Source organism: Bowmanella denitrificans (genome assembly GCF_039522935.1).
GTDB classification, from domain to species: domain Bacteria; phylum Pseudomonadota; class Gammaproteobacteria; order Enterobacterales; family Alteromonadaceae; genus Bowmanella; species Bowmanella denitrificans.
In genome coordinates this window covers 25,407-45,872 of the sequence record NZ_BAAAEI010000007.1, presented here as the reverse complement: position 1 = coordinate 45,872, position 20,466 = coordinate 25,407, and the positions used below count along the sequence as shown (strand labels likewise).

The 20,466-nt window shown below is 50.9% G+C and carries 19 protein-coding genes; 14 read left to right on the top strand and 5 right to left on the bottom strand.

The annotated features are described in order from the left end of the window. Window positions 1-739: 739 nt before the first annotated feature. Genes ABD028_RS08475 through ABD028_RS08465 form a run of 3 tightly spaced genes read left to right on the top strand, consistent with a single transcriptional unit; the run spans window position 740 to window position 3,912 of the window. A complete protein-coding gene (locus ABD028_RS08475; protein WP_343844152.1) occupies window positions 740-988 on the top strand; it encodes an OadG family protein in 249 nt (82 codons plus the stop codon). Window positions 989-999: 11 nt separating this feature from the next. Next, window positions 1,000-2,775, top strand: coding sequence for a sodium-extruding oxaloacetate decarboxylase subunit alpha (oadA, locus tag ABD028_RS08470; protein ID WP_343844150.1), 1,776 nt, complete (start codon window positions 1,000-1,002; stop codon window positions 2,773-2,775). 6 nt (window positions 2,776-2,781) lie between these two features. Next, window positions 2,782-3,912, top strand: a complete 1,131-nt coding sequence (locus ABD028_RS08465; RefSeq protein ID WP_343844148.1) for a sodium ion-translocating decarboxylase subunit beta — start codon at window positions 2,782-2,784, stop codon at window positions 3,910-3,912. 89 nt (window positions 3,913-4,001) lie between these two features. Here the strand turns inward: ABD028_RS08465 and ABD028_RS08460 are convergent, their stop codons facing one another. After that, window positions 4,002-4,241, bottom strand: coding sequence for a hypothetical protein (locus ABD028_RS08460; protein WP_102798283.1), 240 nt, complete (start codon window positions 4,239-4,241; stop codon window positions 4,002-4,004). A gap of 102 nt (window positions 4,242-4,343) precedes the next feature. Between ABD028_RS08460 and dapE the strand changes: the two genes are divergently transcribed. Further along, window positions 4,344-5,513, top strand: coding sequence for a succinyl-diaminopimelate desuccinylase (gene dapE, locus ABD028_RS08455; RefSeq protein ID WP_343844147.1), 1,170 nt, complete (start codon window positions 4,344-4,346; stop codon window positions 5,511-5,513). Window positions 5,514-5,618: 105 nt separating this feature from the next. Then, window positions 5,619-6,836 (top strand): alkaline phosphatase family protein, encoded by a 1,218-nt coding sequence (locus tag ABD028_RS08450; protein WP_343844145.1) that lies wholly within the window; start codon window positions 5,619-5,621, stop codon window positions 6,834-6,836. Here ABD028_RS08450 and olsF read toward each other — a convergent pair. From olsF to rpsT, 4 genes are all read right to left on the bottom strand, one after another. Beyond that, window positions 6,833-8,554, bottom strand: coding sequence for a bifunctional ornithine lipid synthase OlsF (gene olsF, locus ABD028_RS08445; protein ID WP_343844143.1), 1,722 nt, complete (start codon window positions 8,552-8,554; stop codon window positions 6,833-6,835). The two genes, ABD028_RS08450 and olsF, sit on opposite strands and share 4 nt — an antisense overlap. 108 nt (window positions 8,555-8,662) lie before the next feature. Beyond that, the gene (locus tag ABD028_RS08440) at window positions 8,663-9,457 is read right to left on the bottom strand and encodes a UDP-2,3-diacylglucosamine diphosphatase (RefSeq protein WP_343844141.1); all 795 of its coding nucleotides are present in this window, start codon (window positions 9,455-9,457) and stop codon (window positions 8,663-8,665) included. Between the two features lie 210 nt (window positions 9,458-9,667). Next, window positions 9,668-9,976 (bottom strand): hypothetical protein, encoded by a 309-nt coding sequence (locus ABD028_RS08435; RefSeq protein WP_102798278.1) that lies wholly within the window; start codon window positions 9,974-9,976, stop codon window positions 9,668-9,670. Between the two features lie 270 nt (window positions 9,977-10,246). Further along, window positions 10,247-10,510 (bottom strand): 30S ribosomal protein S20, encoded by a 264-nt coding sequence (gene rpsT / locus ABD028_RS08430; protein ID WP_102798277.1) that lies wholly within the window; start codon window positions 10,508-10,510, stop codon window positions 10,247-10,249. 176 nt (window positions 10,511-10,686) lie between these two features. On the opposite strand from rpsT, the gene murJ reads away from it, so the two are divergent. From murJ to ABD028_RS08385, 9 genes are all read left to right on the top strand, one after another. Next, a complete protein-coding gene (murJ, locus tag ABD028_RS08425) occupies window positions 10,687-12,249 on the top strand; it encodes a murein biosynthesis integral membrane protein MurJ (RefSeq protein WP_343844139.1) in 1,563 nt (520 codons plus the stop codon). 99 nt (window positions 12,250-12,348) lie between these two features. After that, on the top strand, window positions 12,349-13,272 hold the full coding sequence (ribF, locus tag ABD028_RS08420) for a bifunctional riboflavin kinase/FAD synthetase (RefSeq protein ID WP_343844137.1): 924 nt from the start codon (window positions 12,349-12,351) through the stop codon (window positions 13,270-13,272). 72 nt (window positions 13,273-13,344) lie between these two features. Next, window positions 13,345-16,173, top strand: a complete 2,829-nt coding sequence (gene ileS / locus ABD028_RS08415) for an isoleucine--tRNA ligase (RefSeq protein ID WP_343844135.1) — start codon at window positions 13,345-13,347, stop codon at window positions 16,171-16,173. After that, entirely contained in the window at window positions 16,166-16,663 is a 498-nt protein-coding gene (gene lspA / locus ABD028_RS08410; protein WP_102798273.1) for a signal peptidase II, read from the top strand. Before ileS ends, lspA begins: the two co-directional genes overlap by 8 nt. Next, entirely contained in the window at window positions 16,656-17,111 is a 456-nt protein-coding gene (gene fkpB / locus ABD028_RS08405; RefSeq protein WP_343844134.1) for an FKBP-type peptidyl-prolyl cis-trans isomerase, read from the top strand. Before lspA ends, fkpB begins: the two co-directional genes overlap by 8 nt. Window positions 17,112-17,168: 57 nt before the next feature. Next, window positions 17,169-18,113: a 4-hydroxy-3-methylbut-2-enyl diphosphate reductase gene (ispH, locus tag ABD028_RS08400; RefSeq protein WP_102798271.1), complete on the top strand. Its 945-nt coding sequence runs from the start codon at window positions 17,169-17,171 to the stop codon at window positions 18,111-18,113. A 315-nt stretch (window positions 18,114-18,428) separates the two neighbouring features. After that, complete coding sequence (gene pilV / locus ABD028_RS08395) at window positions 18,429-19,046, top strand: type IV pilus modification protein PilV (RefSeq protein ID WP_343844133.1); 618 nt, start codon at window positions 18,429-18,431, stop codon at window positions 19,044-19,046. Beyond that, the gene (locus ABD028_RS08390; protein ID WP_102798270.1) at window positions 19,043-19,897 is read left to right on the top strand and encodes a PilW family protein; all 855 of its coding nucleotides are present in this window, start codon (window positions 19,043-19,045) and stop codon (window positions 19,895-19,897) included. The genes pilV and ABD028_RS08390 overlap by 4 nt, the downstream gene beginning before the upstream one ends. Then, window positions 19,894-20,457 (top strand): PilX N-terminal domain-containing pilus assembly protein, encoded by a 564-nt coding sequence (locus ABD028_RS08385; RefSeq protein WP_343844132.1) that lies wholly within the window; start codon window positions 19,894-19,896, stop codon window positions 20,455-20,457. The genes ABD028_RS08390 and ABD028_RS08385 overlap by 4 nt, the downstream gene beginning before the upstream one ends. The last annotated feature ends 9 nt before the right edge of the window (window positions 20,458-20,466 follow it).

Sequence of the window (20,466 nt, the reverse complement as noted above, 5' to 3'; positions counted from 1 at the left end):
TTTATATCCCGTCGTGGGACGGGGTGAGAACCTCCCAGGTTCGACAAAAATGTCAGGAGCATTTTTGAACGTCGCTGCCTTACAGCGACGGCCCGCAGGGCGCTGGGCAGGATAGCCCAGCGTAATCCTTCCACGCAGTGACGCGAGCACCGTAGTCAGTAGTGGTCAGCTATCAACAAGAGCCGGGGCCTTTTTCTTTTAGATCGTCGAGGGACGGGGTGACTAAAACACCAGGAGTGTTTTAGAACAGCTTCAGCTGGCCCTTGGGCGAAGGCAGGATGCCGGAGTAAAACCTCCCAGGTTCGACAAAAATGCCTGGAGCACTTTTGAACATCGCGCTGTACAGCGAAGGCCCGCAGAGCGCTGGGCAGGATAGCCCAGCGTAGTCCTTCCACGCCGTAACGCGAGCCCCGCAGTCAGCTATTACAAAGCCACAGAGCCTTTTTCTTTTATTCGGTATGTCGAATGAAGGGGTCAAGGAATGTGTTGAAAGCAAGCATATTCAATTCTCGCTATGACCAAATACCACACCCTCAGTCATTCCCAATATTCAATACCCCATGATAAATCGCTATATATCATCAGGTAAAAATCCATGATTCTTCCTGTTTGGTGGTTAAATATGCCAAATAAATGAATAAATAGTTATTTGTTATGGCTTTTTAGCCGGATGGTCAGGTTGTTTTTTAGTGATCCCCATGTTACTTATCTGCACACTTATTTTCAGGGACTCGCTGGGATGAATGCCGATATTCAAGCACTTTTACTAGATGCTGGCCTGCTCTTGCTGGTTGGTATGGCGGTAGTTTTTTTATTTCTTTCCTTGCTGATTGGGGTGGTTAATCTGATTAGCTGGCTATGCAGTCGTTTTGCCGAACCCCAGCCTGCGGTGGTTACACCGAAAAGAACCCAGGTACCAGCCTCTGTCAGTGCGGCTGAAGTGGCAGCTATCAGTGCCGCTATTCATCAATATCGCAATCCAAGCTAACGGGAGAAACCATGTCCAAACCACTCGCTATTACCGAACTTGTGCTGCGTGACGGCCATCAATCCCTGCTGGCTACCCGTATGCGTCTTGAAGATATGCTGCCCATTGCCGAGAAACTGGATAAGGTTGGCTACTGGTCAATGGAATCCTGGGGCGGGGCTACCTTTGATGCCTGCATTCGCTACCTGGGCGAGGACCCCTGGCAACGTATCCGCGAATTGAAAAAAGCCATGCCCAACACGCCGCAACAGATGCTGCTACGGGGCCAGAATCTGCTTGGCTATCGGCACTATGCGGATGATGTGGTGCGTAAGTTTGTTGAACGGGCACACAGTAATGGCGTAGATGTCTTCCGCATTTTTGATGCCATGAATGATGTGCGCAACTTACAAACGGCGGTTAAGGCCGCTATTGAGGTAGGAGCACATGCCCAGGGCACCATTTCCTACACCGTCAGCCCGGTACATAATCTGGAACTGTGGCTGACCATGGCCAGAGAATTGGAAGATATGGGGGTGCATTCCATCTGTATCAAAGATATGGCTGGACTGCTTAAGCCGTATGAGTGTGAAGAACTGATTACCCGCCTTAAACAAGCGGTCGCCGTTCCTATTGCGATGCAATGTCATGCCACTACGGGGTTAAGCACGGCGACTTATCAGAAAGCCATTGATGCGGGCATCGATATGCTGGATACCTCCATTTCTTCCATGAGTATGACCTACGGCCATTCGGCGACCGAAACTATCGTGTCCATCGTTGAGGGCACGGAGCGGGATACCGGGCTGGATATGTTACTGCTTGAGGAAATCGCTGCGTATTTCCGGGAAGTACGTAAGAAGTACGCCAAATTTGAAGGCAGTTTGCGTGGTGTTGACTCGCGTATTCTGATTGCTCAGGTGCCAGGCGGCATGCTAACCAATATGGAAAATCAGCTACGAGAGCAAGGCGCTGAAGATCGTTTGGATGACGTGCTTAAGGAGATCCCCTCGGTTCGCGAAGATTTGGGCTTTATTCCGTTAGTCACTCCCACATCGCAGATTGTTGGCAGCCAAGCGGTGCTGAACGTACTAACCGGTGAGCGCTATAAAAGCATTACCAAAGAAACTGCCGCTGTATTGAAAGGGGAGTATGGTGCCACGGCAGCCCCGGTCAATACAGAGCTGCAGGCCCGGGTACTCAATGGAGACAAGCCAATTGTATGTCGACCCGCCGATCTGATTGAAGACGAACTGCAGAAGCTATCAGAGGAGCTTAAAGAAATTGCCAGTCAGAAGTCTATTCAACTGGCCAATGAGCAGGTGGATGATGTACTGACCTATGCACTGTTCCCACAAGTCGGCCTTAAGTTCCTGCAAAATCGCAACAACCCTGCTGCCTTTGAACCTGCGCCAGGGAATGAACCCAGTAAACCAGCAGCACCACAGAATACTCAGCCAAGCACCGGGCCTGCGGTCTATTCGGTTCGGGTGGATGGTAAAGTTTATCAGGTGGAAGTGGCTGAAAGTGGGGAACTGACAGATATCAAAGCGGGCAGTGAGGAAAAGGTACCCCAAGCCACGTCAGTGCAGGGAGGGGAAACTCTGAATGCGCCACTGGCCGGCAACATCGTTAAGATCCTGGTTAAACCTGGCAGTCAGGTCAGCAAGGGGGATGTTGTGGTGATGATGGAAGCCATGAAGATGGAAACCGAAGTGCGCGCGGCCCATGACGGCAGGGTGATAGAGCTGCTGGTGAATGACGGTGATGCCGTGCAATCCGGCCAACCTTTGCTGACGCTGGGATAAAACAACATGGAGAAGTTGACAATCTTGTGGCAGTCCACCGCCCTGGCTAACTTTGAGGGCGGGCAACTGGTGATGATGGCAGTTGGCTTGCTGCTGTTGTATCTGGCCATTGTGCGTAAGTATGAGCCGTTACTGTTGCTGCCTATTGGCTTTGGTGCGATTCTCACCAATATTCCGCTGGCTGGATTCAGTGAGCCCGGTGGTTTGCTTTACTATGTGTATGAAGTTGGTATTGAGACTGGAGTGTTTCCGCTGCTGATCTTTATGGGGGTAGGGGCGCTGACCGACTTCGGCGCACTGATTGCCAATCCCAGAATGCTGTTATTAGGTGCGGCTGCCCAGTTCGGTATTTTTGCCACCTTGTTTGGCGCAATTTTACTTAATTTAGTTCCCGGTTTTGAGTTTAGTCTTAAAGATGCCTCGGCCATTGCCATCATTGGTGGTGCGGACGGCCCAACCGCCATTTTCCTGGCCTCAAAACTGGCGCCTGAATTGCTTGGTGCGATTGCGGTGGCGGCTTATTCCTATATGGCGTTGGTGCCTATTATCCAGCCGCCTATTATGAAAGCCCTCACCAGTCAGGCAGAACGGGAAATTCAAATGGAGCAGCTACGCACTGTCTCCAAACGGGAAAAAATCCTGTTCCCGCTGGCCGTATTGCTACTGACCATTTTGTTTTTGCCCACAGCCACGCCGTTGGTTGGTATGTTTTGTCTGGGCAACTTAATGCGTGAATGTGGTGTGGTGGATCGTCTGAGTAAGACCGCGCAGAACGAGTTAATCAATATTGTTACTATCTTTCTTGGGCTGGCGGTGGGCTCAAAATTGTCTGCGGATAAATTCCTGACCCTGGAAACCCTGGGGATCCTGGGGTTAGGGGCAATTGCCTTTGCCATAGGCACTGCAGCCGGTGTGCTGATGGCCAAGCTGATGAACCATCTGAGCGGTGGCAAGGTTAACCCCTTAATTGGTGCGGCTGGCGTGTCAGCTGTGCCTATGGCTGCGCGGGTGGTGAATAAAGTGGGATTGGAAGCCAACCCCCATAACTTCCTGCTGATGCATGCCATGGGGCCAAATGTGGCAGGTGTGCTGGGCTCTGCGGTGGCGGCCGGTATTTTGCTGGCGTTAGTCGGCTGATAAGGCCAATACCTGACTGGTTAGAGAGTTGCTCAGGCCGTTGTCATTAATACTGACAACGGCCGCGACCTTATTCTATGGCCCTAAGCTTATATATGGGTCAGCCAAAGTAATAGTGTATAGAATCCACCGATCACGGCTGAAAAAATCAGGATATACACAAAGCCCTGCTTACCCTGAGACAGGCTGTAGCCGTTATGACGCAGATACAGATACCAAATCAGGCACAATATCGCCGGAACAAGAAAGAGCAGGCGCAGCAATACAATCTCCTTTGCGGGTAACTGGTAGTAACCCATTGATTTTATTTCACTGATAAACTTTAGCAAGGGCCAAGTTCCTTCATTGCTGTCATCTGTTCGTCTTGAAATTGCCATTTGTCTGTCATAACGGGCGTTTGTAATGGGCAAAACCCCGACAGGATGCCGCCAATGACCTTAAGTGTATTGCCCCGCCACCAGCAAATTTTTCGCTCCATTGCTTATAGTCAGGAATTGATTCGCCGCCGGTCTATTACGCCGGATGATCAGGGCTGCCAGCTGTGGCTGGCAGACAAGCTGAGCAGGCTAGGTTTTAGCTGCCAGCATTTTGAGGTGGAAGGGGTCAGTAACCTGTTGGCGATTTTGGGGCAAGGACAGAAGACCCTGGCATTTGCCGGACATACCGATGTGGTGCCACCAGGCCCATTGGATAAGTGGTTATGCGATCCTTTTGCCGGACAAATTATCGACAATGAGTTGATTGGTCGCGGTGCAGCGGACATGAAAACCGGAGTGGCGGCCATGCTGGCGGCGACAGAGCGCTTTTTGGCAGCTAAGCAGCCCTTTAATCAGCGTCTGGTCTGGCTGATCACCAGTGATGAGGAAGGTGAGGCTGAGTTTGGCTCTAAGGTGCTCAAAGCTGAACTGGACAGGCAAAACATTCACCTGGACTATTGCCTGGTTGGGGAGCCGACAGCATCAAGACAAACCGGTGATACTGTTAAGGTCGGCCGACGCGGGGCGATATCTGCCAGGCTAAAAGTCCTGGGTAAACAAGGCCATGTGGCTTATCCCCAATATGCCGACAATGCCATTCACAAGATGGGAAAGGTGATAGCGGCGCTTAACAACATAAACTGGGACTGCGGCAGCGACGATTTCCCCGGTACCAGCTTACAGATCACCCATATCGATTCAGGTGCTTTTACCGATAATATCGTGCCGGCCCAATGCAGTATCTGCTTTAATATTCGCTACAGTCACAGATATGATCTGGCTTCTTTGCAACAGTTGATACAGGAAACACTGTTACCTGTGACTAATGGCTTTGAATTGCAATGGGAGCGCCCCTGTGAGCCCTATTTTACCAGTCAGGATAGTCATAACAGCCTGATCCATGAGGTGGAGCAGGCTATTTTTCACAACACCGGTAAGTTCCCGGTATTGTCTACCTCGGGAGGCACATCAGATGGCCGTTTCTTCGCCGGGGCACGCACTCAGGTTGTGGAGTTAGGCGTACCCAATCGCACTATCCATCAGGTCAACGAACGGGTACATATTGCAGACCTGATCGCCCTTGAAGATATTTATACCGAGGTACTGCAACGTTTACTGGCCTGAACAAACTCAGATGGTTTCCTGACGTATTCAGCGGTGGGCAGGGCGATGCCTGACAAGGTATAGTATCGGCTCAGAAACCTATCGATATGGAGTTGTTGTAGAGCCATGATAAAAAGGGCGCTTTGTCGGTTGTTGCTGTTGTTCTGCCCAGTTGTTGCCCAGGGGGCGACGCAAAGTGTGGTGCTGATTTCCCTGGATGGCTTTCGCTGGGACTATATAGAAAAACACCATGCCACTAACCTGGCCGATATGGCTGTAAAAGGCGTCCGTGCCGAACGAATGCTGCCGGTATACCCGAGTAAAACCTTCCCCAACCACCTTTCTTTGATAACCGGTTTGTTACCTGTTCACCACGGTATTGTGGACAACAAGTTTTGCCACAAACAGCGCCAGGAATGCTACAAAATGGGTGATGGTGGCAAAGACAGCACCTGGATACAGGGTATCCCGCTGTGGAATCTGGCAGAGATGCATGGTGTTAAGTCGGCGGTCTATTTCTGGCCGGAGTCCGATGCCCGCATTAACGGTATGACCCCCAGTTATTATTATCACTATGCCAAACAAGCTGATTATTCGGACCGGGTGCAACAGATCCTTGACTGGTTGGCTTTACCCGTTGCCCAGCGACCGCGTTTTATCGCCGGGTATTTTTCTCTGGTTGATACCATTGGCCATGAGTTTGGCCCATCGGCTGCTCAGACCCGAGATGCCGTGCAGCAGGTTGACAAGCTTATTGGTTTATTACGTGCCGGGCTGGCAGACAAACCCGAGGTTAATCTGCTGGTGGTGGCAGACCACGGGATGGCAGAAATCCATGCTGACAAGGCCATAGACGTGCGTACCTTGCCCTATGATGATGATTTCAAACTGGTTAACAGTGGAACCCGCCTGATGTACTACGCCAAACCAGGTGTCAGCGCCGGGCAAGTTCAGCGCTTCAGGCAAGAATTGCTGGATGTCGCGAATGGGCGCTATCAGTGGCTGAATAACCAGCGTTTAAGCGCGCTTAGCTATCAGGGACATGCCGGTGTGGCGGATATTATCCTGGAAACGCAGGCGCCGGCGTTTTTTGTCGAAAAAGATTTACAAGGGCAACAAGTGATGGGGGCTCATGGCTATATTCCCAATCAGGATATGGGGGCGGTATTTGTGGCACAAGGACCAGCCTTTAAAAAGGGTCTCAGGATCCCGGCCTTTTCGAACCTGGATGTGTATCCCATTGTAGCCAGAATTCTGGGTATCAGGCCTCTTGCACCTATAGATGGCGATGGGCAGGGTCTTGAGGAGGCGCTGACCGGGTTGGTGGCACAAACGCCGCATTAGGCGGCGTTGTGCTCGGATACGCTTCCCATATAGCGGGCGCGCTTGTTTTGTTTCAGACGGGTGATATCTACCAGCACCAGGCCATCCACACAATCGTTGAAATCCGGGTCAATACCAAAGCTGAGAAACTTTACGCCGTCAGGTTCACACACTTCTGTGTATTGTTTGTACAACGTCGGGATTGCCACGCCCATATTGGCCAGCAGATGCTTAAGCTGGGTAAAGTCGGCTTTGTAGTCCTGGCCACTGAAGGCATCCTTCAAATCCTGGGGAAGCAGATAAGGCCGGTTGGAGCGGGCAATGCCTTGCTCTGAGCCAAAATACAACTGATAGAAATACACCAGCAAATCTTTAGCTGCAGGCGGTAAGCTGCCGCTGATACTGACCGGACCGAACAGATAGCGATATTGAGGGTGGCGCTTTAAAAAAGCACCAATGCCGTACCACAAATAATCCAGGCTGCGTTTACCCCAATATTTAGGCTGAACAAAGCTGCGACCCAGCTCCAAGCCCTGTTCGAAGTATTTGTCCATATCCTGACCATAATCAAACAGGCTGGCGGAATATAAGCCGGGACCGTCCTTATCCGCTGTCAGTTGCTTGGCATCACCAAAGCGGTAAGCACCTACTATCTCCAGTTCTTCATTGTCCCATAACAGCAAGTGGTAATAGTGGCTGTCGTACTGATCAATGTCGCGACGTTTATTACTGCCTTCACCTACCGCCCGAAAGGCCACTTCACGCAGTCTGCCCACTTCACGCAGAATAGGAGAGCTGCCCTGATAACGGTAAAGGTAGATATCTTTGCCATCGGCGGTAGAGCCCAGCGGTTCACATTCCTTGCGAATCGCTTTAGTGAGCTCTCGTCTGTCTTCGGGCAATGCAATGGCTTTTTGGGTGGGGAAGATGCCTTCCTTATTTAAACCGATGCGATAGAGGTGTTTCTTAAACAGTTTGACCTGCTGGCGGGCGGATATTTTTTGTCCCTGATAAGATTCAAATGGGATCATCTCGCCAATCCGCATCGGCAGGTGTTTCTTGCGTTGTTTAAACATTTCCGCCACCAGAAACAAGGTAGCGAGTGGCTTGTACAACATGGACACACCATAGAACAGCGGTGAGTTTTTGCCATCGATAAAAATAGGCAATACCGGGGCTTTGGCCATGGATGCAATGCGCAAAAAACCGCTACGCCAGCGGGTATCTCTGACGCCCTGTGGGCGCAAACGAGACACTTCGCCGGCCGGGAAGATAATCACCACGCCTTCCTCTGCCAGATACTTCTGAATATTGCTCAGACATTCCTTGGCCGTACCGCCATTCATATTATTGACCGGCAGCAACATCGGATGCAGCGGGCCAACCGCCATCAACATTTCATTGGCGACAATTTTGATGTCTTTACGTACTTCACTGACCAGCTTCACCAGCGCCAGGCCATCTAAGGTGCCGATGGGGTGGTTGGCAATGATCACCAGGCGGCCCTGAGTGGGAATGCGCTCTTTCTCGCTATCACGTACCGAATAACTGAAATTGAAATACTCAAGCACCTGCTCAACAAATTCCAGACCTTGCAGGTAGGGATAGTCGCGGGCAAACTCCTGAAACTCGCGTTCATGCAGCAGGCGTCGCAAAACGAACTTGGCGGAATTGAAAACCAGTGGGTTGGCGGATAGTTTGGGATAGTGTTTTTGTAAAACTTCGTCAACAGTAAACATGGATCACTTTCTCGGCCAGTTATTTCACCCGAGTTTAGGTCCGCCCAATGACGTTTTTGTGAGCTTTTTATTGCGGTTTAATGACGGTAGGCTGACCTAGGCCATTGCCTAAGCCGCCCGTTTGGCACTGGCCTTGCGCGGCAACGCCTGTACCTGAGTTTGAATTTGCGTCCAGTAAACTAAGTTTAACCGGCCCCGGGTGTCTTCGGTTAGGGCCGAGCAATTCTCAATCCAGTCGCCGGTATTGCAATACAATACTTCCTGGTTTTGAGTGATTTCCGGGTGATGGATATGTCCGCACACCAGACCATCCATACCCATATCCCTGGCCGTTCTACAGCCAATGTCACGATAACGACCAATGGCTTCATTGGCCCCTCTCACCCGGCTTTTGATGTAGCCTGCCAATGACCAATATGGCTGACCCAGCCAGGCACGCGCTTTGTTATACCAGCGATTGACAAATAGCAGTAAGTCGTAGGCTTTGTCGCCTATCCAGGCGTGGAACTTGCCAAAGCAGACTTCCTGATCGAACTGGTCACCGTGCAGCAGCAGCAGCTTCTTTCCATCGGCAGTGGTATGAATATACTGACGATGAATTTCCACTTCACCGAAGGCCATACCATCATATTTTTGCGCTGGTTCATCATGATTACCTGGCAGGTAGATGACCTTTGTGCCTTCATTGGCCAGTGAAATAAGGCGATGGAACAACTGATTATGGGCTTTAGGCCACATAAACTGTTTGCTCATGGCCCACATATCGACGATATCCCCTACCAAATACAGGGTTTCGATGCGGCTGTGGCGCAGAAAATCCAACAAGTACTCGGCTTTGCAGTCTTTGTAGCCGAGGTGTATGTCAGACAGCCATACGGTGCGGTAGTGGCGTTTTTCAGTCATAAATTAGCCTGCTTTGCGTCGACTTTTGTTCAAAGACTAGGCAATGCCTCTTACAAAAACGTGACGTTAATTTGAAAGTGTCGTGACAATTGCCTCTTTTGTGGGACGCGCAACAGCATCTGGATGGCTTTTTGTTAAAGCTGGTGGTGCAGACAGGAAGCAACCGAAGTGCGGTTGAAGCTAAGCAAGTGCTAATACAAGGGGAAAACATCAGAGCAGGTGGCGTATAACGGCAGTCAACCCCTGCGTTTCTATCACTCTGTATTGCTGGCAGGTGTCGCCACGTTCGAATCTATGGCACACATGCAGATTGTTGGTGTCTTTATCTATTTTGACAAAGCTGGCATTGGCATCCAGCAGTTGTCCGGATTCGCCGAACCCTTGCCAGTAAATACTCTTGGACACAATGTTGGCACGCTCATAGGTAATTAACTGTGGCATTGGGATCAGGGTGGCCGCCAGCAACAGTAAAATGCACAGTGTGACACTGATAAAAGTAAGGTGTTGTGCCTTGTTCAACAAGAATTCCCAGGTGTCTTGGCTGACAGATTGCCTGTTTTAAAGAGCGTTGGATTCTATCAGAGCAAGCTTAAACTGTCTTGACTTGCAAGGGAGGGGAAATGTATATCAACGTAAGAAAATGTAACCGTCACAGAAACATTAGCCTGGCAAGGGGCGGTATCAGCTATTTTGATTTGTCAGAAGGCGCGTTGCCCGGGACATAAAAAAAGCGCCGACAGGCGCTTTTTTTAATACAATCCCTGATAGTCAGGATTGCAGGAACGGGCATCAGGCCAAAGCGTTGATCTTAGCAACCAGACGGCTCTTATGACGGGCAGCCTTGTTTTTGTGGATCAAGCCTTTGGTAGCCATGCGGTCCAATACTGGAACTGCAGCAGCGAAAGCGGCCTCAGCAGCAGCTTTGTCACCAGTGGCGATAGCAGCGATCACTTTCTTGATGCTGGTACGCGTCATGGAGCGACGGCTGGCGTTGTGCTGGCGACGTTTTTCGGCCTGGATAGCACGTTTCTTAGCAGACTTGATGTTAGCCAAGGTGAAACTCCCAAAAGATTCTTGTCAAAATTTAAGGGTGCGGATTATTCCCATTATTGGCGTATTTGTCAAATGCTTTTGCCGCTTTATTGGACAACATTTGCGAGGGCATTTGTGTTTCTCAACATGGCCTGGATCCCGCATAATAGAGCGCTGTTTTTGTCTGGGGACTTTGTGTGTCGGTTAAGTTGCTGAAATCCGGATTGATTGTCAGTTTTATGACGTTGTTGTCAAGAATTCTGGGCTTGGCCCGAGACGTTGTTGTTGCCAATTTAATGGGCGCTGGTGCGGCGGCGGATGTGTTCTTTTTTGCCAACAAAATTCCTAATTTTTTACGCCGACTGTTTGCCGAAGGCGCATTTGCCCAAGCCTTTGTGCCTGTGCTTAGCCAAGTGCACGCTGAGGGCGATGAGCAGAAACTGAAACTGTTTCTGGCTCGTACTGCCGGGACGCTGGGGACCCTGGTGCTGGTGGTGACGTTGCTGGGCGTCATTGGTTCACCTGTGTTGGCGGCATTGTTTGGCACCGGCTGGTTTATTGATTATCTGCAAGGTGGGGCTGATGGCGCTAAATTTGAATTGGCCGCCTTAATGCTGAAAATCACCTTCCCTTATTTGTTCTTTATCACGCTTACCGGGCTTTCCGGGGCCATTCTCAATACTTTGAATAAATTTGCCGTCGCGGCTTTTACCCCGGTATTGCTGAACGTCTGTATTATCAGTGCTGCACTGTATCTATCGCCGCAATTGGCAGAGCCGGCTGTTGGCCTGGCCTGGGGGGTGTTTTTCGGTGGTTTGGTGCAACTGCTTTTCCAGTTGCCCTTTCTGTTGCGTACGGGGCTGGTAGCCAAACCCCGGTGGGGCTGGCGAGATCCCAATGTGACCAAAGTCAGAAAGTTGATGATTCCAGCCTTGTTTGGCGTATCAGTCAGCCAAATCAATTTGTTGCTGGATACTTTTATCGCCAGTTTTCTGGTGACAGGCTCAATTAGCTGGCTGTATTACTCTGACCGTTTATTGGAATTTCCCCTGGGTTTATTCGGTATTGCTATTGCGACCGTGATCCTGCCCACCTTATCCCGCAATCATGTCAGTGCTGACAGCGTTAAGTTTCAGGCTAACATGGATTGGGCCGTACGTATGGTGTGCTTACTGGGAATTCCGGCGGCAGCGGGATTGATTGTGCTTGCCGAAGCGCTGCTAACGGTTTTATTTGTGCGCGGTGAGTTTGATGCCAGTGATGCGCAGAAAGCGTCATATAGCTTGATGGCTTATGGCTGTGGGTTGTTGAGTTTTATGCTGATCAAGGTGCTGGCACCGGGGTTCTTTTCCAGACAGGACACAAAAACGCCAGTCAGGTACGGGATCTGGGCGATGGCGGCCAATATGTTGTTTAACATTATTTTGGCATTTCCGTTCGGGTATGTTGGTCTGGCCATTGCCACTGCTATGTCAGCCAGCCTCAACGCCATTCTGCTGTATCAGAAACTGCACCGAACCGCTGTATATCAAATAAGTCGCGATACAATCTTGTTTCTGACCCGGGTGATGCTGGCGACCCTGGTTATGGTAGCTTTGTTAATGTGGTTAAAACCTGCAGCCGATGTATGGCAGCAACTGCCGCTAATAGCGCAAATCACGGAATTATGCAGGTTGATCGGCTTGGCATTGTTGTGTTTGCTGCTGAGTGCCCTGGCTCTGGGATTAAGGCCCGGCGATTTGAATAAAGCGCATGGATAGATGCTTTGCCCTTGACACTGGGCTTTAATTAAGCGGACAGTCGGTTATAATCCCGTGATTTTTGCACGGGCGAAAGCCGCAACCAACAAGGGGTAGCTGGTGGAACTGATTCGTGGCCTGCATAACATCCGTGAACGACATAAAGGGTGTGTGCTGACCATTGGCAAGTTTGATGGTGTGCATTTAGGGCATCAGGCGGTACTTAAACGTTTGATTGATAAGGCCCGTACCATGCAACTTCCGGCGACTGTCATGGTATTTGAACCGCAGCCTGAAGAGGTGTTCAGCCCCGAGAGTGCACCGGCCAGAATCAGCAGGCTACGCGACAAATACGAACAGTTGCGCAAGCTGGGCGTGGATCGCTTGCTGTGCATTCGGTTTGATAAGGCGTTTTCGCAGCTGTCGGCCAGTGATTTTGTTGAAGATTTATTAGTGAAGCGCCTGGGTATCCGGTTTCTGGTGGTAGGGGATGATTTTCGCTTTGGCAAAGGTCGCAGCGGCGATTTCACCATGCTACAAAGTGAAGGCTTGCACTGTGGATTCGATGTGGTCAGTACCCGCAGTTTTCGTTTGCAGGACTGCCGTATCAGTTCCACTGAAATTCGCCGGGCTCTGGCCTTATCTGACTTTCAACTGGCAGAGGCCATGCTGGGCAGACCCTTTGGTATTTCCGGCAAAGTCGTACACGGTGATAAAAAGGGCCGGACCCTGGGATTTCCTACCGCCAATGTGTTGTTAAACCGTTGCCGGGCGCCATTAGCTGGGGTGTTTGCCGTGCGGGTTAAGGTCCAGGGGCAAACCTATCAGGGGGTCGCCAATATCGGCAATCGTCCAACCGTAAATGGTCAGCGTAGCCAGTTGGAAGTGCATGTGTTTGATTTTTCAGCGGCCTTGTATGGTCGTCATATCGAAGTGATTCCGGTGGTTAAGATCCGGGACGAAATGAAGTTTGCTTCGCTGGAAGCATTGCAACAACAGATACGGCAGGATGCCAGTAAAGCCAGAGAGTTACTCTCGGCTTAAGGGCGACTTGCCCGGTTAAGGCGTTATGCCAGCAGTGCGATACGCCTGTTCTAATAGTGGAATTGAGGATCGATGAGCGATTACAAACATACCTTGAATTTGCCGGAAACTGAGTTTCCCATGCGTGGCAACCTGGCGCAGCGTGAGCCTGAGATGCTTAAGCAGTGGACGGAAGATGGCTTGTATCACAAGATACGTGCCGCCAAGGCGGGTAATAAGCCGTTCATTTTGCATGACGGCCCTCCGTATGCAAACGGCGACATTCACCTGGGTCACTCTATTAACAAGATCCTGAAAGACATTATTGTTAAGTCCAAAACGCTGTCTGATTTTGATTCGCCCTATGTACCAGGCTGGGATTGCCACGGTTTACCGATCGAATTGCAGGTAGAGAAGAAAGTCGGTAAACCCGGCAAAAAAGTGTCTGAGGCGGAGTTTCGTCAGCATTGCCGCGATTATGCTGAAAAGCAAATTGCCGGGCAGATGAAAGATTTTATTCGATTGGGCGTCTTTGGTGAGTGGGACAAACCCTATAAAACCATGGATTTCCAATCTGAGGCAGATATTATCCGCGCCCTTGGCGGCATCATCGACAAAGGGCACCTTGAAAAGGGCTTCAAGCCGGTACATTGGTGTACCGATTGTGGCTCAGCTCTGGCCGAAGCCGAAGTGGAATACAAAGACAAGACTTCGCCTTCTATCGATGTGGCCTTTCGTGCTATCGACGAAGCGGCTATGGTCGAGGCCTTTGCCCACCCGGAAAACCATGTGGGTGAAGGACCGGTATCCGTGGCAATCTGGACCACTACCCCCTGGACCTTACCAGCCAACAGAGCCGTATCGGTAAGCCCTAAACTGGAATATGTGCTGGTGCAGGCAGAAACCGAGCAGGGCAAACAACGTCTGGTGGTGGCCGCCGAATTAATGGACCAGTGTATGGACAGATTTGGTGTCAGCCATTACCACGCCCTAGGTTACTGCAAGGGTAAGGCACTGGAAAATCTGCGTGTTGCCCATCCATTTTATGATTTTGATGTGCCGGTGATTCTGGGCGACCATGTGACGACAGAGTCTGGTACCGGCTGTGTGCATACCGCACCGGGTCATGGTGTGGATGACTTTAATGTTGGCAAAGAGTACGGTCTGGAAGTGGCCAATCCGGTTGGCGCTAACGGTGTTTATTTACCTGACACTCCTTTGTTTGCCGGCGAGCATGTATTTAAGGCCAATGACCATGTGATTGACGTGCTGAAGGAAAAAGGCGCGCTTTTGCATCACCATGCCTATGAGCACAGTTATCCGCACTGTTGGCGACATAAAACCCCGATTATTTTCCGGGCCACCCCGCAGTGGTTTATCAGCATGGACAAAAATGGTCTGCGTGCTGACTCACTGAAGGAAATCGCCAAAACCCAGTGGATCCCGGATTGGGGACAAAGCCGTATTGAAAAAATGGTGGAAGGTCGTCCAGACTGGTGTATTTCCCGTCAGCGTACCTGGGGCGTTCCCATTGCCTTGTTTGTGCACAAAGATAGCGGCGATCTGCACCCCAACAGCCATGCACTGCTCGAGCAAGTTGCCCAGGCGGTGGAGCAGAAGGGTATTCAGGCCTGGTGGGATTTAGATGCGGCACAATTGCTGGGTGAGGATGCTGATACCTATGTGAAAGTCAAAGATACCCTGGATGTTTGGTTTGATTCAGGGGTAACCCATTATTTTGTGGTAGACAGGCGAGATGATATTCCGGCTGGTGCGGATTTGTACCTGGAAGGCTCGGATCAACATCGTGGCTGGTTTATGTCGTCATTGATGACGTCCGTTGCCGCCACAGGACATGCACCCTACAAGCAGGTGCTGACACATGGCTTCACTGTTGATGCCAACGGCCGGAAAATGTCCAAGTCACTGGGCAATACCATTTCGCCGCAGGAGATCATCAACAAGCTGGGGGCCGACATATTACGTCTGTGGGTGGCTTCAACTGACTACCGCTCGGAAATCACCGTTTCCGATGAGATTTTTAAGCGTTCCGCCGATGCCTATCGTCGTATCCGCAATACGGCCCGTTTCCTGCTGGCTAACCTGAATGGCTTTAATCCGGCCACCGATCTGGTGCCTGTTGAGCAGATGGTGGCGCTGGATCGCTGGATGCTAAGCCGCGCTAAAGATGTGCAGAAAGAGCTGATTGCTGCCTATGACCGTTACGACTTCCTGGTGGTGGTGCAAAAGTTGATGCAGTTCTGCTCCATCGAACTGGGTAGCTTCTATCTGGATGTGATCAAAGACAGACAATATACCGCCAAAGCCGACAGCGTAGCACGCCGCTCTTGTCAGACTGCCCTGTATCATATTGCCGAAGCCCTGGTGCGCTGGATGGCACCTATCATGAGTTTTACCGCTCAGGAAATCTGGCAGGCATTGCCGGGTGAGCGGGAACAGTATGTGTTTACCAACAGTTGGTATCAGGCTTTGGAAGATATGTACATTGGCCAGACCCAGGGCGATGAGTTCTGGCAACAGGTGCTGGCGGTAAAAGATGCTGTCAACAAAGCCCTGGAAGATGCCCGCCGCCTCGGTGAAATTGGCGGCTCTCTGGAAGCCGATGTGCTGCTGTATTGTCAACCTGCTTTGGCCGGTCAACTGGCCAGTCTGGAAAATGAATTGCGCTTTGTACTGATTACCTCTGCCGCCAAGGTGCAGTCTGTCGATGCTCGTCCTGCGCAGTTAGATGATACTGACGTACAAGGGCTGTGGGTTGAAGTACGCAAAGCTGCGGGCAATAAGTGTGTACGGTGCTGGCACCACCGAGAAGACGTGGGGCAGCATGCTGAGCATACCGAGTTGTGCGGACGCTGTATCGAAAACGTTGATGGTGAAGGTGAGCAACGTCATTATGCTTAATCTGTTCAAAAGCACCGGTCTGCGTTTTTTGTGGCTTAGCGCAGTGGTTATTCTGATCGACCAGTTGACAAAACTGCTGGTGGTGGATGCTATGCAGCTTTATCAGTCAATTCCTCTGGTGCCATTTTTTAACTTTACCTATGTGCATAACTATGGGGCGGCATTTAGCTTCCTGAGTAATGCCGGTGGATGGCAGCGCTGGTTCTTCACTGGTATTGCTGTAACCGTCAGTGTGTTGATCTTGTATTGGCTCAGGCAAAGTAAGCGCGAACAGGTGTTATTACCCTGTGCCTTTGCGCTGATTTTAGGCGGGGCATTGGGTAACCTGATTGATCGCATGGCCTACGGTTATGTGGTGGACTTTCTGGATTTCTACGTTGGCAACTGGCACTGGCCGGCCTTTAATATCGCCGACAGTGCAATTTGTGTCGGGGCTGCACTGCTGATTATTGATGCCTTTCGGAATAACGGAGTGAAATCCGATGACTGAGCCATTAGTGGATCACAACAGCACCGTAGTGCTGCATTTTGACCTTAAGCTGGAGGACGGCTCTGCCGCTGACAGCACCAGAGTGCATAATAAGCCAGCCAAACTGCGTATTGGCGATGGTAATTTGACGCCCAATTTTGAAGCCTGCCTGATGGGCATGCACGTAGGGGAGCGAAAAGCCTTCACCCTGGCACCACAAGATGCCTTTGGCATGCCTAACCCGGATAACATCCATCATATGGATCGCAGCAAATTTGGTAGTGAAACACCGCCGGCGCCTGGCATGATCATCGCCTTCACCCAGCCGGGTGGTGTGGAAATTCCGGGTATTGTGCGTGACGTGGCGGGCGATTCTGTGACGGTTGATTTCAATCATCCACTGGCTGGTCAGAAAGTCATTTTTGATGTGGAAATCGTTCAGATCCTTAATCAGGAACTGGATAGCTAAGTACAACTGAATAACCCAATCCGTATCGCAACAAACGGTATGGGTAAGAGAGGCAGAATGCAAATCCATCTAGCCAACCCCAGGGGCTTTTGCGCCGGCGTTGACCGGGCCATTACCATTGTGGAGCGGGCGCTGGAGATTTTTGAGCCACCTATTTACGTACGCCATGAAGTGGTGCACAACAAATTTGTGGTGGACGGGTTAAAAGCGCGGGGCGCCAGATTTGTTGACGAACTGTTTGAAGTGCCGGATGACAGTATCGTGATTTTCTCTGCCCATGGTGTATCCCAGGCGGTGCGCAAAGAAGCCGAGCGAAGGGGCCTGAAGGTCTTTGATGCCACCTGCCCGCTGGTAACCAAAGTGCATATGGAGGTCACTCGCGCCAGTCACAAAGGGATTGAGTGTATTCTGATTGGTCACCAGGGACATCCCGAAGTGGAAGGTACAATGGGACAGTATGACAATCCTAACGGCGGCATTTATCTGGTGGAGTCGGTGGATGATGTCGTGGCATTGCAGGTAAAAAATCCCACGCAACTGCACTATTGCAGCCAGACCACGTTGTCGGTGGATGATACGGCCGATGTGATTGACGCGCTGCGCAGCAAGTTTCCAGCCATTGAAGGGCCGCGCAAAGATGATATCTGCTACGCCACACAAAATCGTCAGGATGCCGTGCGCGAATTGGCAGGGCGCTGTGATGTACTGCTGGTGGTGGGGGCGCAGAACAGCTCGAACTCCAATCGGCTTAAGGAACTGGCTGAAAAGATTGGTGCCAGGGCGTATTTAATTGCCAGTGCCGACTGCATTCAAACGGAATGGTTGGAGAACACCACGAATATTGGTGTAACCGCTGGTGCATCAGCCCCTGAAGTGCTGGTGCAAGGAGTGGTGAATCGCTTACGTGAAAAAGGCGCCTCAGTGGTTATTGAAACGCCAGGGCGTAAGGAAAACATTGAGTTTGCTGTACCTAAGGAGTTGCGGGTTCGCGAAGTGTCTTAGGAACATGCGCATCTAGGTATGTAACATCATACTTTGCACTATACCACAGGCGCCTTATGGCGCCTGTGTTTTTTACCGGCCTTGGAGTGAGTCAGGCCATTCAGCCCTATTCTATGGGCTTCACCGTTAGTTTTGGTTAAACCCCAACCGCGCTTGAGGCTGGTTATTAGTCAGTCTATTCCCATACCCATCCACACCTACGTATAACCAAAAGCACCTAAATATGCAGTACCTTGTACTAAGCTGAAATAGCGTCCGGTATGCGACTGGATCGGGTTTAACGTTGAGGTCAAGGTGAAAATGTCTGCTACTGGCATGAAACTGCCAATTCAACAAGTTGGGGTCGGGATGATTGAAATCCTGGTGACCCTGTTTATTTTGTCCATCGGCTTGTTGGGCGTTGCCTCTTTACAATTTATTGGTTCATTTTCCAATGCCGATGCACTGAACCGTTCTCAGGCTGTCATCATCACCCAGCAGTTGGCTGAAAGGCTGCGAGCCAGTGCAAAGATGTCGAATACTGCCAATAGTATGGTGGTGGATAACAGCTACTTTACCAATAACCTGTATAACTTTGATAATTTGGGGGCCTGCGCCAGTGGTAATACCTACAACTGTTATTGCCTGGCGATGCCAGCTGCGATCCCGGATTGCAGCAGTGGTCAATGTACACCCGGACAATTTGCCGAGTTTGATGCTTATGAGGTGTCTTGTTCTATGGCCGCCACCAACCCCGCAGCGAACATCAACCTGACTTGCAGCGACAATGATTTATTAGATGCTGATGCCTGTAGTGCCGGGTCCAGGCACCGCATTATGATTAGCTGGCCGGCGCAAAACTGGCAGAACATCGACCGGCAACTTAACGCTTTGTGTAATCCCGCCAATTCCAATGATCCCAGGGATTGTGTGGTACTGGACGTGACCTTATGAGACAGCGCGGCTTCAGTCTGGTGGAACTGATGATCACCCTGGTGCTGGGGTTGTTGATTTCCGGTGCTATTGTGCAAGTGATGGTGTCCAACCAGGTTACCGAGAGACTGAATCGCGCCATGGCCTCAGCACAGGAAGGTGGCCGGTTTATCATTGGCCGGATGCGCAATGATCTACTGATGGCCGGATTGTACGATTCTACCTCACCCAACCTCAGCCGTATCGTGGATATAGTGGATGAAGCGGCATTTTTGCAAAACCGTCCTGTTATATTACCCGGTGACTTTATCAACCGCCCGGCGCTTGGCGCCACTCAAGGAGCCAATGGTGCGCCGGATACCCTGGTCGTAGCGTTTCAAGGGCTGCGCGACTGCCGTGGCTACAAGCTTGGTTATGCCGATCCCGAAGAATTCTTTGTGGTTAATGAATATTTTCTAGACGGTGACAGCCTGAAATGCCGGGGATTCGATGGTCGGGTGTTGCGCGGTCAGCGTAATGCGGTGGGCAATAATGCCGATGCGGCGTTTTCCCTGCTGGACCAGGTACAAAGCTTTCAGGTGCTTTACGGTATCGCCGATCACCAGGTGTCCAACGACTTTTCCGCCAGACCGGTCACCTATGTGACTGCTGATCAGTTGCCAGCGCTGCGTGCTGCAAACGCAGCCATTGTGGCGATTCGAATTGCTGTGCTTGTACAGGGGGATGGCGAAGTGACTATCGATCCTGTGCCCAGTTTTAAGCTTCTTAACGAAGCCCCTATTACACCTGCAGAGAAGCGGTTATTCAAAAAGTTTGAATCCACCATTTCCCTGCGCAATGTTAAAAATCAAATGCGAAGTAGAAAGATATGAGACAGCAAGGTTTAGTGTTAGTACTGGCCCTGTTGGTGCTGATGAGCCTGACCATATTGGGGGTTTCGGCCGTTAGCAGCAGCCTGATGCAAAACAAGATGGCCATTTCCATGGAAAAGCAATTGCTGGCCTTTGATGCCGCAGAGGCAGCGATTGCCGGCGTGATCTTTGAAGCCGAAGATCCGCAAGTGCTAACCGATGATACTCTGATGGACCCGTTATCCGAAGCCCGGCAGCTCAATGCCATTGATCTGCTAAATCAACCCTTCAGTTGCTTCGACAATGTGAATTGGGCGGAACGCAGCCTGACCGCTGCGGGCCTGACACTGGGCAATGTCCATCAGGCCGCAGGCCATTACGCCAACCTTCCCGCGACCACAGCCTGGTCTAAAACGGCTTATGTGCGCCAGGAAGCCTGTCTTGGCTCCAGCAATGTGATTGGTGGCAGTAACATCAGCTGCCATGTATTTCTGGTGCGGGGCTGTGGCCAAGTGGATGGGCAGTCTTTTGCTATTGCCAATACCCTGAAAGCGGCGGTATTTGCGCCGTCCAACCAATAGGAGAGGGTA

What these genes read in the sequence shown, in the direction of transcription:
- ABD028_RS08475 (WP_343844152.1), top strand. Translation starts at nt 740, where the DNA reads ATGAATGCCGATATTCAAGCACTTTTACTAGATGCTGGCCTGCTCTTG.
- oadA (WP_343844150.1), top strand. Translation starts at nt 1,000, where the DNA reads ATGTCCAAACCACTCGCTATTACCGAACTTGTGCTGCGTGACGGCCAT.
- ABD028_RS08465 (WP_343844148.1), top strand. Translation starts at nt 2,782, where the DNA reads ATGGAGAAGTTGACAATCTTGTGGCAGTCCACCGCCCTGGCTAACTTT.
- dapE (WP_343844147.1), top strand. Translation starts at nt 4,344, where the DNA reads ATGACCTTAAGTGTATTGCCCCGCCACCAGCAAATTTTTCGCTCCATT.
- ABD028_RS08450 (WP_343844145.1), top strand. Translation starts at nt 5,619, where the DNA reads ATGATAAAAAGGGCGCTTTGTCGGTTGTTGCTGTTGTTCTGCCCAGTT.
- olsF (WP_343844143.1), bottom strand. Translation starts at nt 8,554, where the DNA reads ATGTTTACTGTTGACGAAGTTTTACAAAAACACTATCCCAAACTATCC.
- ABD028_RS08440 (WP_343844141.1), bottom strand. Translation starts at nt 9,457, where the DNA reads ATGACTGAAAAACGCCACTACCGCACCGTATGGCTGTCTGACATACAC.
- ileS (WP_343844135.1), top strand. Translation starts at nt 13,345, where the DNA reads ATGAGCGATTACAAACATACCTTGAATTTGCCGGAAACTGAGTTTCCC.
- lspA (WP_102798273.1), top strand. Translation starts at nt 16,166, where the DNA reads ATGCTTAATCTGTTCAAAAGCACCGGTCTGCGTTTTTTGTGGCTTAGC.
- fkpB (WP_343844134.1), top strand. Translation starts at nt 16,656, where the DNA reads ATGACTGAGCCATTAGTGGATCACAACAGCACCGTAGTGCTGCATTTT.
- ispH (WP_102798271.1), top strand. Translation starts at nt 17,169, where the DNA reads ATGCAAATCCATCTAGCCAACCCCAGGGGCTTTTGCGCCGGCGTTGAC.
- pilV (WP_343844133.1), top strand. Translation starts at nt 18,429, where the DNA reads ATGAAACTGCCAATTCAACAAGTTGGGGTCGGGATGATTGAAATCCTG.
- ABD028_RS08390 (WP_102798270.1), top strand. Translation starts at nt 19,043, where the DNA reads ATGAGACAGCGCGGCTTCAGTCTGGTGGAACTGATGATCACCCTGGTG.
- ABD028_RS08385 (WP_343844132.1), top strand. Translation starts at nt 19,894, where the DNA reads ATGAGACAGCAAGGTTTAGTGTTAGTACTGGCCCTGTTGGTGCTGATG.